This window comes from Streptomyces sp. NPDC005811, from assembly GCF_040630405.1.
Taxonomy (GTDB): domain Bacteria; phylum Actinomycetota; class Actinomycetes; order Streptomycetales; family Streptomycetaceae; genus Streptomyces.
Genome location: NZ_JBEXXK010000017.1, coordinates 123,818 through 137,683, shown reverse-complemented (window position 1 = coordinate 137,683; position 13,866 = coordinate 123,818). Strand labels below are relative to the sequence as shown.

13 protein-coding genes are annotated in these 13,866 nt (G+C 72.5%); 3 read left to right on the top strand and 10 right to left on the bottom strand.

The window, feature by feature from the left end; translation table 11 throughout:
- Positions 1–168 precede the first annotated feature (168 nt).
- Complete coding sequence (locus tag ABZ490_RS20155; RefSeq protein ID WP_358991779.1) at positions 169–567, top strand: VOC family protein; 399 nt, start codon at positions 169–171, stop codon at positions 565–567.
- A 28-nt stretch (positions 568–595) separates the two neighbouring features.
- Here the strand turns inward: ABZ490_RS20155 and ABZ490_RS20150 are convergent, their stop codons facing one another.
- The 4 genes from ABZ490_RS20150 to ABZ490_RS20135 all read right to left on the bottom strand — a co-directional run bounded on the left by ABZ490_RS20150 (position 596) and on the right by ABZ490_RS20135 (position 4,658).
- Positions 596–1,705 (bottom strand): dipeptidase, encoded by a 1,110-nt coding sequence (locus ABZ490_RS20150; protein WP_358991776.1) that lies wholly within the window; start codon positions 1,703–1,705, stop codon positions 596–598.
- 108 nt (positions 1,706–1,813) lie between these two features.
- A complete protein-coding gene (locus tag ABZ490_RS20145) occupies positions 1,814–3,001 on the bottom strand; it encodes a dipeptidase (protein WP_358991774.1) in 1,188 nt (395 codons plus the stop codon).
- Positions 2,998–3,522: a 5-(carboxyamino)imidazole ribonucleotide mutase gene (purE, locus tag ABZ490_RS20140; RefSeq protein WP_358991772.1), complete on the bottom strand. Its 525-nt coding sequence runs from the start codon at positions 3,520–3,522 to the stop codon at positions 2,998–3,000. The genes ABZ490_RS20145 and purE overlap by 4 nt, the downstream gene beginning before the upstream one ends.
- A complete protein-coding gene (locus ABZ490_RS20135; RefSeq protein ID WP_358991769.1) occupies positions 3,519–4,658 on the bottom strand; it encodes a 5-(carboxyamino)imidazole ribonucleotide synthase in 1,140 nt (379 codons plus the stop codon). The genes purE and ABZ490_RS20135 overlap by 4 nt, the downstream gene beginning before the upstream one ends.
- A 221-nt stretch (positions 4,659–4,879) precedes the next feature.
- On the opposite strand from ABZ490_RS20135, the gene ABZ490_RS20130 reads away from it, so the two are divergent.
- Positions 4,880–5,410, top strand: a complete 531-nt coding sequence (locus ABZ490_RS20130; RefSeq protein ID WP_358991766.1) for a GtrA family protein — start codon at positions 4,880–4,882, stop codon at positions 5,408–5,410.
- 45 nt (positions 5,411–5,455) lie between these two features.
- Here the strand turns inward: ABZ490_RS20130 and ABZ490_RS20125 are convergent, their stop codons facing one another.
- Positions 5,456–6,730, bottom strand: coding sequence for an ATP-binding protein (locus ABZ490_RS20125; RefSeq protein ID WP_358991763.1), 1,275 nt, complete (start codon positions 6,728–6,730; stop codon positions 5,456–5,458).
- 159 nt (positions 6,731–6,889) lie between these two features.
- Complete coding sequence (locus ABZ490_RS20120; protein ID WP_067251025.1) at positions 6,890–7,567, bottom strand: response regulator transcription factor; 678 nt, start codon at positions 7,565–7,567, stop codon at positions 6,890–6,892.
- A 545-nt stretch (positions 7,568–8,112) separates the two neighbouring features.
- Between ABZ490_RS20120 and ABZ490_RS20115 the strand changes: the two genes are divergently transcribed.
- Positions 8,113–9,609, top strand: coding sequence for an oligopeptide:H+ symporter (locus tag ABZ490_RS20115; protein ID WP_358991759.1), 1,497 nt, complete (start codon positions 8,113–8,115; stop codon positions 9,607–9,609).
- Positions 9,610–9,723: 114 nt separating this feature from the next.
- Here ABZ490_RS20115 and ABZ490_RS20110 read toward each other — a convergent pair whose 3' ends face one another.
- The 4 genes from ABZ490_RS20110 to ABZ490_RS20095 form a co-directional block, all read right to left on the bottom strand.
- Positions 9,724–10,983 carry a hypothetical protein gene (locus ABZ490_RS20110; RefSeq protein WP_358991873.1) on the bottom strand — a complete coding sequence of 420 codons (1,260 nt, stop codon included), beginning with the start codon at positions 10,981–10,983 and terminating at the stop codon, positions 9,724–9,726.
- A 64-nt stretch (positions 10,984–11,047) separates the two neighbouring features.
- Positions 11,048–12,124: a hypothetical protein gene (locus ABZ490_RS20105; protein ID WP_358991756.1), complete on the bottom strand. Its 1,077-nt coding sequence runs from the start codon at positions 12,122–12,124 to the stop codon at positions 11,048–11,050.
- Positions 12,121–12,939: a hypothetical protein gene (locus tag ABZ490_RS20100; protein ID WP_358991753.1), complete on the bottom strand. Its 819-nt coding sequence runs from the start codon at positions 12,937–12,939 to the stop codon at positions 12,121–12,123. The genes ABZ490_RS20105 and ABZ490_RS20100 overlap by 4 nt, the downstream gene beginning before the upstream one ends.
- 37 nt (positions 12,940–12,976) lie before the next feature.
- Positions 12,977–13,645 carry an LPXTG cell wall anchor domain-containing protein gene (locus ABZ490_RS20095; protein WP_358991750.1) on the bottom strand — a complete coding sequence of 223 codons (669 nt, stop codon included), beginning with the start codon at positions 13,643–13,645 and terminating at the stop codon, positions 12,977–12,979.
- Positions 13,646–13,866 lie beyond the last annotated feature (221 nt).

The window sequence follows — 13,866 nt, the reverse complement described above, 5'->3', positions numbered from 1 at the left end:
CGGCCTGAACGCAGGGTGACGCCGGTTCGGCCGAGGCTCAGTCGGCCGAACCGGCGTCTGTGTGCATTCTGCCGTACCCGGGTGCCGTCTGCGGCGTGAACTCCCCCTGCGACCGCCTGTCGATCTCCTGTGAGTTACGCCGGGCGACGGTGCGGGCACCTGTCCCCCATGGCATCCGTCGTACGTTTCCGTTCCGTCGTGCTGGACTGTCCCGACCCGCGCGCCCTCGCCGAGTTCTACGCGGGGCTCCTGGGCGGCACCCCCTGGGCCGAGGAGGGCGAGGAGGACTGGTACGTCCTCCAGGTCCCCGGCGGTCCCCGGCTCGCGTTCCAGGAGGTCGAGGGGTACACGCCGCCCGAGTGGCCGCGCCCCGACCGCAACCCCCAGCAGTTCCACCTCGACCTCGACGCCGGCGCCACCTGGGCGGAGGTCGACGCGGCGCACGAGCGCGTGCTGGCGCTGGGGGCGCGTCCGCTGGACCTGGAGGACCGGGAGAAGAAGGACTTCCAGGTGTACGCCGATCCGGCGGGCCATCCCTTCTGCCTCTGCCGGATCGAGCATCCCTGAGATCGAGCATCCCTGAGATCGAGCAACCCTAGGGAGCCTTGCGTTCCTGGGTCGCGCGGGCGGTGAAGTCGGCGGTGCGCAGGGCGCGCTGGACGTTTCCCCAGGTCAGCAGGGCCAGGTCGGGCTCCGGCCAGCCGCGGTCGAGGAGTTCCGCGATCAGATGGGGGTAGCCGGAGGCGTCGGCGAGGCCCCGGGGGTGGGCGGCGCCGGAGTCGTACGCGCCGGACAGGCCGACGCTCCCGGGGCCCGCGACGGCGCGGACGTGGTCGAGGTGGTCGGCGACGTCCCGCAGGGCCGGCCCGGTCTGCTCCTCGCTCATCGGCACCATGCACACGCCCCCGGCCGCGCCCAGCTCGGCGAGCAGTGCGTCGGGGAGGTTGCCGGGGTGCGGGCGCAGGGCGCGGGCGGCGGAGCGGGTGGCCAGCACCGGGGTGCGGGAGAGGGCGAGGGCGCGGCCGGCCGTGGCGTCGGAGGCGCCGGAGAGGTCGGCGAGGACGCCGAGCCGGTTCATCTCCCGGATCGCCTCCTCGCCGAACCGGGTCAGCCCCGCCTCGCCCGCCCACGAGGTGCCGGCGAGGGTGAGGACGCGCAGTCCCAGGGAGTGCAGCACGCGCAGGACGGCGAGGGAGTCGTCCAGGGCCGCCGCGGTCGCCGGGCCGAGGACGACGGCGACCCGGCCGCAGTTGCGGGCGTCGAGGACCTCCCCCGCGGTCCGGGCGAGCCGCAGCCCCTCCGGGTGGGCGGCGACCACCGCGCGGGCGAGGTCGAGCTGCTCCAGGGTGGCACCGAGGGCCCGGTCGGAGGCGAGCCCGTCGGGCAGGTGCAGGGCGCAGAACAGGGCCCCCACCCGGCCGCGCCGCAGCCGCGGCACATCGGTGTCGACGGCGCTCTCCCCGAGCTGGAGGTCGTACCGGGGCAGCTCCCGCAACGCCCGCGGCAGCCCGCTGTAGCCGTCGGCGACGGGCCACCGGGCCAGCAGGGCGTGGGCCCGCTCCAGGGGGTCGGCGGGAGCGGCGTCCGGCGGCGGGTGCGGCGGGCGGGGCCCGGGATCGGCGCCGGGGGTGTGCGGATCGGTGCGGGGGACCGGTGGTTCCTGGACCTCGGGCGGGTCGTGCAGTTCGTCCTGGAGGTCGGCCATGACGGTCTCCGTACGTCGCTCGGCGGTACGGCCACCGTCGCACGGGGGCGGGGAGGCTTCCTGGTGGGCGGGGCGTTCGGGGGTACGGCCCGCCCACCGGGGTACGGCTCAGCCGTCGAGGGACTCGATCGTCGCGTTGGACGGGCCCCGCGTGGCGCGCAGCTCGCGCGAGACGTCCTCCGCCGCGCCCAGTACCCGTACGGCGTTCTGCCAGGTCAGCTTGGCGAGGTCGGCCCTGGACCAGCCGCGGTCGAGGAGCTCCGCGATCAGGTTGGGGTAGCCGGAGACGTCGTTCAGGCCGTCGGGCGTGAAGGCCGTGCCGTCGTAGTCGCCGCCGATGCCCAGATGGTCGATGCCGGCCACCGCGCGCATGTGGTCGAGGTGGTCGGCCACGGTCGCGGCCGTGGGGACCGGCCGGGGGTGCGACTCCTGGAAGGCCTGGTGGACCTTCATCGCCTCGGGGGTGGTGGCCAGGTCGTGGAAGCCGTGGGCGCGCAGGTTCTCGCTCGCCGCCGCGGTCCATTCGACGGCGGCCTGGAGCACGAACTTCGGGACGAACGTCACCATGGCGACGCCCCCGTTGGCGGGGAGGCGCTCCAGGACGTCGTCGGGGATGTTGCGGGGGTGGTCGCAGACCGCGCGCGCCGAGGAGTGCGAGAACACCACCGGCGCGGAGCTGGCGTCGAGCGCGTCGCGCATGGTGGTGGCGGCCACGTGCGAGAGGTCGACGAGCATGCCGAGCCGGTTCATCTCGCGCACCACCTCGCGGCCGAACGCCGTGAGGCCGCCCGCCCTCGGCTCGTCGGTCGCGGAGTCCGCCCAGTCCACGTTGTCGTTGTGGGTGAGGGTCAGATAGCGCACGCCGAGCGCGTACAGGCCGCGCAGGGTGCCCAGCGAGTTGGCGATGGAGTGGCCGCCCTCGGCGCCCATCAGGGAGGCGATACGGCCCTCCGCGCGCGCCGCCTCCATGTCGGCGGCGGTGAGCGCGGCGCGCAGGTCGGCCGGGTGCCGGTCGATCAGCTGCCGTACGCAGTCGATCTGCTCCAGGGTCGCCGGGACCGGGTCGGGCTGGTCCGCGCGGACGTACACCGACCAGAACTGCGCGCCGACGCCGCCCGCGCGCAGCCGGGGCAGGTCGGTGTGCAGATGGGCGGCCTGGGAGACGGCGAGGTCGCGGGCGTCGAGGTCGTAGCGGACCTGCTCGCGCAGGGCCCAGGGCAGGTCGTTGTGGCCGTCGACGACGGGGAAGGCGGCGAGGAGGTCCCGGGCTGCCTCGAGTGAGGTCAAGGCGGTCACTTCCCGAAGCCGAAGCCGGCGCCCGCGCCCTCGACCTTGGCGCGCAGGCGCTTGCCCTTCTCGGTGGCCTGGTCGTTGAGTTCCTGCTGGAAGTCGCGCATCCGGGCGAGGAGGTCCTCGTCGTGGGTGGCGAGGATCCGGGCGGCGAGCAGTCCGGCGTTGCGGGCGCCGGCGACGGAGACCGTGGCGACGGGGACGCCGGCCGGCATCTGCACGATGGACATCAGGCTGTCCATGCCGTCCAGGTACTTCAGCGGGACGGGCACGCCGATGACCGGGAGCGGGGTCACGGAGGCGAGCATGCCGGGCAGGTGGGCGGCGCCGCCGGCCCCGGCGATGATCACCTTCAGCCCGCGGTCGGCGGCCTGTTCGCCGTACGCGATCATCTCGCGGGGCATGCGGTGCGCGGAGACGACGTCGACCTCGTAGTCGATCTCGAACTCGTCCAGGGCCTGGGCGGCGGCCTCCATGACGGGCCAGTCGCTGTCCGAACCCATCACGATGCCAACAACGGGGCTCATTCGGTGATCGTGCCTCTCAGGTAGCCGGCTGCGTGACGGGCGCGCTCGAGCACGTCGTCGAGGTCGTCGCCGTAGGTGTTGACGTGGCCGACCTTGCGGCCCGGCTTCACGTCCTTGCCGTACATGTGGATCTTGAGTTGGGGGTCGCGGGCCATGCAGTGCAGGTACGCGGAGTACATGTCGGGGAAGTCGCCGCCGAGGACGTTGACCATGACCGTCCAGGGCGCGCGCGGGCGCGGGTCGCCGAGGGGGAGGTCGAGGACGGCGCGGACGTGGTTGGCGAACTGGGAGGTGATCGCGCCGTCCTGGGTCCAGTGACCGGAGTTGTGCGGGCGCATCGCGAGTTCGTTGACGAGGATGCGGCCGTCGTGGGTCTGGAACAGCTCGACGGCGAGATGGCCGACGACGCCGAGTTCCTTGGCGATGCGCAGGGCCATCTCCTCCGCCCGCAGGGCGAGGGCGCGGTCCAGGTCGGGGGCGGGCGCGATGACCGTGTCGCAGACGCCGCCCACCTGCTGGGACTCCACGACCGGGTAGGCGACGGCCTGGCCGTGCGGGGAGCGCACGACGTTGGCCGCGAGTTCGCGGACGTAGTCGACCTTCTCCTCGGCGAGGACGGGGACGCCGGCGCGGAACGGGTCGGCCGCCTCCTCGGCGGTCTCCACCACCCATACGCCCTTGCCGTCGTAGCCGCCGCGGACCGTCTTCAGGACGACGGGGAAGCCGTCGCCCTCGGCCGCGAACCGGACCACGTCCTGTGGGTCGGTCACGATGCGGTGCCGTGGGCAGGGCACGCCGATCGCGTCGAGCCTCGCGCGCATCACACCCTTGTCCTGGGCGTGCACCAGCGCGTCGGGGCCGGGGCGGACGGGGATGCCGTCCGCCTCCAGCGCCCTGAGGTGCTCGGTGGGGACATGTTCGTGATCGAAGGTGATCACATCGCACCCGCGCGCGAAGTCGCGCAGCGTGTCGAGATCGCGGTAGTCGCCGATGACGACATCGCTCACGACCTGCGCCGCGGAATCCTGGGGGGTGTCACTGAGGAGCTTGAACCTGATGCCCAACGGAATGCCCGCCTCGTGTGTCATACGAGCGAGCTGGCCTCCGCCGACCATGCCGACTACCGGGAACGTCACGCCCCCAGGGTATCGGCCGCGTCACCTGGGCCGGAGCCCGCGCCCGCCGGGACGGGCGTCCGGCGCTCCCACCGGTCTCTTGCCCGGCTCATACCCGTTGTTTGCCGCGTTCTTCCCGACCCGTTCCCGACCCGTGAGGCGGAGCACAGGAAACCGACAAGAGTGGTGGTTAGCATGGCTGGGTTGACGCAATCGAGACCCGGACGGGGGCCTGTACGACCATGGCGCATGGTTCCTCGGGGCAAGGACGGCTGCGGGCGGTAGCCCGTGAGCTGGTCAAATTCGGGGCTGTGGGCGGTGCCGGGGTGCTGGTCAACCTCGGCGTGTTCAACCTCGTGCGGCACCTCACGGACCTGCCCGTGGTGCGGGCCAGTGTCATCGCGACCGTCGTGTCGATCGTCTTCAACTACGTCGGGTTCCGGTATTTCACCTACCGTGACCGCGACAAGAGCGGGCGTACGAAGGAACTGACGCTGTTCCTGCTGTTCAGCGCGGTCGGCCTGGTGATCGAGAACGGTCTGCTGTTCGCGGCGACCTACGGGTTCGGCTGGGACAGCCCGCTGCAGAGCAACGTGTTCAAGTTCCTCGGCATCGGGGTCGCGACGCTGTTCCGCTTCTGGTCGTACCGGACGTGGGTGTTCCGTGCCCTGCCCGCGAAAGAGACCGTGGCCAGCGCCGAGTCCTTCCTCACGGAGGAGTCCCTGATCGGGGAGCAGGCCCGCAAGGCGAAGGCCCGCCAGCGCGTCGGCTGACGCCCCCGCACCGGGTACCGGCCACCGGCCACCCGTTGCCGGGTCCTACCTGACCATCGGTTCCTCGTCCTGCGACGTCCGCTTGCGGGGCGCCGTGCGGGAGAGGAAGAGGCCGAAGACCGCGGGCTGGGCCTGGAGCATCTCCAGCCGGCCGCCGTCGGCCTCGGCGAGGTCCCGGGCCACCGCGAGGCCGATGCCCGTGGAGTTGCGGCCGCTGATCGTGCGCTCGAAGATGCGGGCGCCGAGGTCGGCGGGGACGCCGGGGCCCTCGTCGGTGACCTCGATGACGGCCTGGTTGCCGGTGACCCGGGTGCGCAGGGCGACCGTGCCGCCGCCGTGCATCAGGGAGTTCTCGATCAGGGCGGCGAGGACCTGGGCGACCGCTCCCGGGGTGCCCACCGCCCGCAGGTGACGCTTGCCGGAGCTGACGATGGCGCGGCCGACGCTGCGGTAGGCGGGGCGCCATTCGGCGAGCTGCTGCTGGATGACCTCGTCGAGGTCGAAGGAGACGGCGGAGCCGGTGCGGGGGTCGCGGGCGTTGGTCAGCAGGCGCTGCACGACGTCCGTGAGGCGTTCGACCTGCGTCAGGGCGATCGTCGCCTCCTCCTTCACCGTGTCGGGATCGTCGGTGAGGGTGATCTCCTCCAGACGCATCGACAGCGCCGTGAGGGGGGTGCGCAGCTGGTGGGAGGCGTCGGCGGCCAGACGGCGCTCGGCGGTGAGCATCCGGGCGATGCGTTCCGCGGAGGAGTCCAGGACGTCCGCCACCCGGTCGAGCTCCGGGACGCCGTAGCGCTTGTGGCGGGGTCGGGGGTCGCCCGAGCCGAGGCGTTCGGCGGTCTCGGCGAGGTCGGTGAGGGGGGAGGCCAGTTTGTTCGCCTGGCGGATGGCCAGCAGGACCGCCGCGACGACCGCGAGCAGCGCGACCAGGCCGATGATCAGCAGGGTGCGGCCGACCTCGCGGGTGATCGTGGAGCGCGGCTCCTCGACCCGGACGGTCTCGCCGCCCTCGCCGCGCTCCTCGGCGTGGATGACGTCACCGCTGGGCTTCTCGCCGACCGCGATCGGCTTCTGTCCCGGGATGCGGATCACGGCGTAGCGGTCCTGGGTGACCTGGTCGCGCAGGATCTCCGCGGTGACGTCCTCGCGGCCGAGCAGCCGGGTGTCCACGATGCCGACCAGCCGCACCGCCTCGGAGTCCACCCGCTCCTGGGCGCTGTTGCTGATCGTGCGGCTCTCGACGATGACGAGGGAGACGCCGAAGACGGCGATCACCACGAGCACGACGGCGAGGGTGGACTGGATGAGACGGCGACGCAAGGGAGCCCTCCGGACAGCGGCTTTTCAACGACCAGTGTGCACGCACCCCGAAGGGGCGCGGGGAACTGCGCGACCGGCCTCCGACGGCCCGCGGCCACGCACCCGGCACAGGCCACGCCGGCCGGATGCGCCTGGTCGGTCAAGCCCCGGCGGCAGCCTTCAGCTCTTCTCGAAGCGGAAGCCCACACCGCGCACGGTGGCGATGTAGCGGGGGTTCGCCGCGTCGTCGCCGAGCTTCTTGCGCAGCCAGGAGATGTGCATGTCGAGGGTCTTGGTGGAGGACCACCAGGTGGTGTCCCAGACCTCGCGCATCAGCTGGTCGCGGGTGACGACCCGGCCCGCGTCCCGGACGAGGACCCGCAGCAGGTCGAACTCCTTGGCCGTGAGCTGGAGTTCCTCGTCGCCCATCCAGGCGCGGTGCGACTCGACGTCGATGCGCACCCCGTGGGTGGCGGGCGGCTGCGCGGGCTCCGCGGCGCCGCGCCGCAGCAGGGCCCGTACGCGGGCGAGGAGTTCGGCGAGACGGAAGGGCTTGGTGACGTAGTCGTCCGCGCCCGCGTCGAGGCCGACGACGGTGTCCACCTCGTCGGCGCGCGCGGTCAGGATGAGGATCGGCACGGCGTGGCCCTCGGAGCGCAGCCGGCGGGCGACCTCGAGGCCGTCCATGCCGGGCAGGCCGAGGTCCAGCACGACCAGGTCGACGCCGCCCTGCATCCCGGCGTCGAGCGCGGTCGGTCCGTCCTCACGCACCTCGACCTCGTACCCTTCCCGGCGCAGTGCGCGGGCCAGCGGCTCCGAGATGGACGCGTCGTCCTCGGCGAGCAGTACACGGGTCATGAGCTGATGGTAGTCCGCGGGGGGCACGGGTCGAAGTGTGATCGGCGCGGCTGTTTCTTACCCAGGGACATGCCGGACAATCGGCCCGCCGGACCGGGGGCGATCTTGGTACGTACCTACGGTCGGCGGGTGGCAGGATAGTACAGACCTTCGAAAGGTCACTGCGGTTCCTTGATCACCTGTGATCCGTGTCTCAAACCTATTCATTTCCGACACTGTGCTGACGTATGGTGAAACAACGCCTGTAGCACCGCGGGGACCTTTGGCGCACTTGACGCCGAAGGTCTCTTTTGTGTGCGGGCCGGTGCGGGCCACGTCCCCGCCGGCCTCGAAAGGAATGACCTCTGGCCGGGCCTCTGCTCGCGCAACGCGCGTAGAGGCGTGGATCCCGGTGGTCGCCGTCCACCGCTCCGCGACCCGGGGCGGACTCCCCGAGGGCGTGGGGGCGGACGGACCGACCCGCCGGTGCCGGCCGCCCCCACCGGGCGCGTGACCGCTCAGGCAAGCCCGCTGAAGCAGCGCGTCCCGACCAGCAAGGAACGACCATGGCGTCCAGCCTGACGAAGGACTCGGTCCGTCCGGGCACCCCCGGCTCCGGGAAGACCTTCTTCGGCCACCCCCGCGGACTGGCCACTCTCTTCATGACCGAGATGTGGGAGCGTTTCTCCTACTACGGCATGAAGGCCCTGCTCCCGCTGTACCTGGTGGCCCCGGGCGGCCTGCACCTGAGCGCGGCCACCGCGACCGCGATCTACTCGGTGTACCTGTCGCTCGTCTACCTGCTCGCCCTGCCCGGCGGCTGGTTCGCGGACCGTGTCCTCGGCCCCCGCCGGACGGTCGCCGTGGCCGGCGCGATCATCATGCTCGGCCACCTCACCCTGGCCCTGCCGAACTCCGGCACCTTCTACGCCGGCCTCGGCCTGGTCGCCGTCGGTTCCGGTCTGCTGAAGGCCAACATCTCCACGATGGTCGGCCACCTCTACGACGGCCCGGACGACCCGCGCCGCGACGGCGGCTTCACCGTCTTCTACATAGGCATCAACCTCGGCGCCTTCGCCGCCCCGCTGGTCATCGGCACCGTCGGCGAGAACGTCAACTGGCACCTGGGCTTCGCCCTCGCCGCGCTCGGCATGGCCCTCGGCCTCGCCCAGTTCCTGCTCGGCAGCCGTCATCTGAACTCCCGCTCGGACGTCGTGCCCACCCCGATGACCGCGGCCGAGAAGTCCGCCACGCTGCGCAAGGCCGGTCTGTGGGCCGCCGTCGCCGCCGTCTTCTACACGGTCGTGGTGGTCTCCGGCCACTACACCCTGAACTGGCTGCTGGTCCCGATCACCATCGCCGGTCTGGTCATCCCCGTCCTGGTCATAGGCCGCATCAAGCGGGACAAGGACCTCGACCGCGCCGAGCAGTCGAAGATGTCGGCGTACATCTGGTTCTTCGTGGCCGCGGCCGTGTTCTGGATGATCTACGACCAGGGCGGTTCGACCGTGTCCCTGTTCGCGGACTCCTCCGCCGACAACACGATCTTCGGCTGGGAGTTCCCGGTCTCCTGGTACCAGTCGGTCAACCCGGTCATGATCATGGCGCTGGCGCCGGTCTTCGCCTGGGCCTGGCTGGCGCTGGCGCGGCGCGGCAAGGAGCCCAGCACCGCGGTGAAGTTCGCGATGGGCCTGGTGCTGATCGGCGCGTCCTTCTTCCTGTTCCTCGCCCCGCTGGCGATCGCCGACGGCGGTCACAAGGCGGCCGCGATGTGGCTGGTCGGCATCTACTTCGTCCAGACCGTGGGTGAGCTGACGCTGTCCCCGGTGGGTCTGTCGGTCACCACGAAGATGGCGCCCGCGAAGTACGCCTCGCAGATGATGGGTGTCTGGTTCCTGGCGGTCACCGCGGGCGACGCGACCACCGGTCTGCTGGCCATCGCCGGGGTCGACCTGAACAAGACGGGGATCGTCGCGCTCCAGGCGGTGCTGGCGGTGATCGCCGGTGGAGCGGTGTGGATGTACCGGAAGAGGGTCCGGGAGTTGATGGGGGACGTTCACTGATCGTCTTCTGAAGAGGGCCACCCTTGTCTCTTTGAACAGGGGTGGCCCTCTTGTATGTCGGCTGTCTGTCCGTCTTGGGTTGCTCGCGCAGTTCCCCGCGCCCCTAGGGCCGGGTCACCTCAGATGTCTGCGGCCCGGCATGAAGGTGAACACCGCCGCGCCCAGGAGGACCGCCGTGCCGGCCACCAGGCCCAGGGCCTTGAGGGAGGCGTGGTTCTCGGCGCCCGTTTCCGCCAGGCCGCCACTGGTCGACGTGCTCGACGAGGACGAACCGCCGGAGGCCCCGCTCGCCTGTTCCTCGGTGTTCAGGGTGAGGGAGACGGCGGTGCTGTCGGGGGTGCAGGTGGTGGTCGTGCCCATGGCCTCGATGGTGAGGACGCCCGGGGAGAGCGTGGACTCGCCGGTCGCGCCCGGCTTGTAGGTGCCGGTGAGGTCCGGGATCTCGATCGGGTCGCCCTGCGGGATCGTCTCGGTGTTCAGCGGGCCCTCCACCGTCACCGAGCCCGTGTCCGAGCCGCCCAGCACGACCTGCATGGTCGGCTTCACCTTGCCGGCCGGGATGTCGATCGGGCTGTCCATCACCGACTTCTTGAACTGCACGGTGAGGTCGTAACTCCCGCCGTCCTTCTTGGCGTTGATCTGGATCGGCGAGGTCGCCTTCTTCACCCCGAGCGGGGAATCGCAGGTGTAGGGGATGTCCACGACCTTGCCGGTGAAGTCGGTCTGGCCGTCGTCACCGGTCGCGCTCGCCGAGACGCTCGGGGACGCGGACGTACTGGCGGACGCGCTCGCCGAGGTGCTGGCCGACGCCGACGAGGACTGGCTGGCGCTCGCGCTCCCCGACGGATCGGAGGACGCGCTCGCACTGCCCTCCCCCGCCGTCACCGTGATCGTCGCGGCCGGCTGGACGGTCTCGGACGGGGTGCAGGTGGTGTTCGTCCCCAGCGCGTTGACGACGTACGCGTTCGGCGTCAGCGTCACCTGGCCCGCCGCCGTCAGTTTCAGCGTGCCCTTCATGGCGGACAGCACCATGGCGCCGCCCTTGGGGATCGCCGGGTTCTCGCGCGGGCCCGTCATCGCGATGTCCGCGCTCTGCGCGCCGGCCGCCTTCAACGTGCCCGACGGCTGGACCGAGTTCGCGGGCAGATCGATGATGTCGGGGTTCTTCGACGCGGCCTGGGTGAACGTCCAGACGATGTCGACGGTGTCGCCGACCTTCGCCGTGGCCGGTGCGCTGACGTCGACCTTGGTGGTGCCGTCGATCTCGGGCAGGCCCACGCCCGAGGGCGGCACGCAGTGGGTGGCGTAGGAGACCTCGGCGGCCTGGGCCTGCCCCGCGGTCACGCCGAGCAGCGCGGCGGCCCCGGCGAGCAGGACGGCGGCGCCCGCCGCGGCCGCGCTCCTCCGCCCGGCCCCGCGCGGGGGTGGTACGGCTCTCTCACTCACTTGGTTCCCTTCCTGCCGGGAGTCGAGGACTCGTCGGATGGTCGTCGTGCGGTGCGGAGAGCCGGTCCGCCGTGACCGGAGCGGTGTCCGGGGTGAACCACGGCAGGATCGCGGAGGTACTGGCGGGGACCGGTGAGGGGTCCCGGCCGCCGGGCCCGTGCCTCCCGCGGGTCCGGCGGGCGGGCCGGTTCCGCGGACGTACCCGGTCCACCACCGCCATCCCGATCCGGAACACCGCGGCGGGCACCACCAGGCAGAGCAGGATCCAGAACAGGGTCACGCCCCAGGGGCGGCCCACGCCCCAGGGCTGCTCCGCGAGGACCTTGCCGCCGTACTTCAGGGAGACGGTGTAGTCGCCGTGGGCGCCGGCGGAGAGTTCGACGGGCAGCTTCACCCGGGCCTTCCCGCCGGGCGGGATCGTGCCGCGCCACTGCCGCTCGTCCCACTGCGGGGCGAACACCCCGTGCGCGGTGCCGACCTGGAACACCGGGTCCTTCACGGTCGTGGTGCCGAGGTTGCCGACGGTGAGGACGAGGGTGCGGTCGGGCGGCGCGCCGAACCAGGTGAGCAGACCGCCCGAGCCGTCCAGCCGGGTGTCGGTGAGCACGGCGAGCCGGCCGCCGGACGAGGACGCCGCGGGCAGCGGTTCGACGGGGTGCCCGGCCACCTGGAAGACCACGTCGACCTGCGCCTTCGCCCCGGTCGCGGTGGCCACGTGCACCACACAGGGGCAGGGGTCGGGCGGCTCGGCCACCGGGAGCGCGTGGGTGAACCGTCCCTCGGCGTCGGTGGTGACGGCCCTGCCGTCGGCGTTGACGCAGGAGTTGGTGCCACCGGTCAGTCCCCGGGCCGGGCTGGCCCGCCCGCAGATCAGCAGCATCAGCAGGGTGCGCGGCCGCCACCCGCTGCCGCTGACGGTGACCGAGGCGCCGGTCCCGGCCTGGGCGCTGGAGAGGGTGACGGCGGGTTTCCCGGCCGCCGCCGCGATACCGGCCGGCGCGAGCGGCGACACCAGGAACAGGAGGAGGGCGACGAGCACCGGTGCGGCGCTCCGCAGTCTGCCGTTCACGTACCCGCTCCCCTCGCGCGTCTACGACGTCGTACGACCGCCAGGGCCCCCGCCCCGACGGAGAGCGCGCCCGCCCCGGCCCCCGCCGCGCTCCACGGCACGAACCGCGCCCGGGTGCGGCCGGTGGCGCGGGCGGCGCCGGGGGCGGTGACCGTCAGGCGCACGGTCACCGCGTCCAGCGCCGGGCGGTCGGGCCACGGCTCGTCGAGCCGCAGCCGGCGGCCCGGCGGCAGCCGGACGGGCAGGGTGCGCGGGGCGCGGTCCAGTACGGTCCCGAGGACCCCGTCCGCGCGCACCGCGAGCCGGGGCACGAGGTCCGTCGTCCCCCGGTTGACCAGCTCGTACGTGATCCGGTCGCCGCGCACGGCCACGTGCTCGACGGTCAGCGCGGGCAGCCGAGGACCGTCGGCCCGTACCAGCAGCGGCACGGTGACCCGTCGGCCCGTGGAGTCCTGGACGGCGATCGCACCGGAGCGGTCGCCCGGGGGTGTGTCCGCGGGGAGCGTCACCGTGAACGGCACCTCGGCGCGGGTGCGGGCGGGCACCCGGACGGCCGCCCGGGCGAAGGTGACCGGGAGTCCGCCGAGGCCGGTGCCGCGCAGCCGTACGGTGAGCGGCCGGGTGCCCGGGTTGGTGACGGCGACCGTGTCCTGGAGCACCGTGCCGGGTGCGCCCTCCGCGTAGAAGGAGGGCCGCCCGCCGCCCGAGGGCGCGGCCGACCAGCCGCCGGCGGTGGCGCCGGGAGCGGCGGCCACGAGCAGGGGCAGGGTCAGCAGCAGGGTGCGGGCGGCACGGGCGGCGCAGGCGTACGGCATCGGCGGCTCCGGTGACGAGGGGTGGGCGGGGCGGCGGTCAGCGGGGCTGCCGCTGCCGCCGGGTCAGCCACAGGACGCCCGCCGCGCCGGCGAGCAGGACGGTTCCGCCGAGGGTGCCGAGGGCGATCGCCGAGTCCTCGGGCCCGGTCTGCGGAAGCTCGCCGCCGCCGTCGCCGCCGGTGCTTCCGCTGCCGCCCGACGCGGTCACGTCGAGGGTGAGGGAGGGGCCGGGGCTGTTGGTGGGCGTGCAGGTGGTCGTCGTACCGAGCGCCTTGATGGTGAGGACGGCGGCCGTGAAGGTGACCTTGCCGGTCTTCTTCGGGGTGTACGTGCCGCTCAGATCGTTGATCTTGATGGGGGTGTTCTCGGGGATCGCGGCCTGGTTGGCGGGGCCGGTGACGCTCATCGTGCCGCTGTCCGCACCGCCGAGCTTGATGGTGGCGCTGGGGACCATCGAGCCCGCGCCGAGCTCCACCGGGCTGGAGGAGACGCCCTTCTGCCAGGACATGGTGATCTTGTAGCCGCTGCCGCTCTTGACGCCCTTGATGTCGATCGGCGAGACCGCGCTCTTGTCGCCGATGGGGGTCTTGCAGGAGTAGTCGACGTCGACGACCTCGGCCGTGGCCACGGGGGCGGACACCCAGACCGCCGCCCCGGCCAGGGCCGCGGCGGTCATGAGCGCGGCACTTCGCTTCCGGTTCGACACGGTCCCCTCATTCCTGCCGGTCGCCTGCCGGCCCTTCCCGGCCATTCCTGACGAGCCATCAGATCGAGCCGTCAAGGTACGCCGGGCGGGTTGAGGAGGGAAGAGAAGGGGAGGGCCGGAGTTGTGGGGATCCGGGGGGGGGTGGGGGTGGGGGGTTCGGGGGAGACGGGATCACGGTGGGGCGGATGGGGGGGCACGGCCCGAGCAACCGGGTCGGCCCA

What these genes read in the sequence shown, in the direction of transcription:
- ABZ490_RS20155 (WP_358991779.1), top strand. Translation starts at nt 169, where the DNA reads ATGGCATCCGTCGTACGTTTCCGTTCCGTCGTGCTGGACTGTCCCGAC.
- ABZ490_RS20150 (WP_358991776.1), bottom strand. Translation starts at nt 1,705, where the DNA reads ATGGCCGACCTCCAGGACGAACTGCACGACCCGCCCGAGGTCCAGGAA.
- purE (WP_358991772.1), bottom strand. Translation starts at nt 3,522, where the DNA reads ATGAGCCCCGTTGTTGGCATCGTGATGGGTTCGGACAGCGACTGGCCC.
- ABZ490_RS20130 (WP_358991766.1), top strand. Translation starts at nt 4,880, where the DNA reads ATGGCGCATGGTTCCTCGGGGCAAGGACGGCTGCGGGCGGTAGCCCGT.
- ABZ490_RS20120 (WP_067251025.1), bottom strand. Translation starts at nt 7,567, where the DNA reads ATGACCCGTGTACTGCTCGCCGAGGACGACGCGTCCATCTCGGAGCCG.
- ABZ490_RS20115 (WP_358991759.1), top strand. Translation starts at nt 8,113, where the DNA reads ATGGCGTCCAGCCTGACGAAGGACTCGGTCCGTCCGGGCACCCCCGGC.
- ABZ490_RS20100 (WP_358991753.1), bottom strand. Translation starts at nt 12,939, where the DNA reads ATGCCGTACGCCTGCGCCGCCCGTGCCGCCCGCACCCTGCTGCTGACC.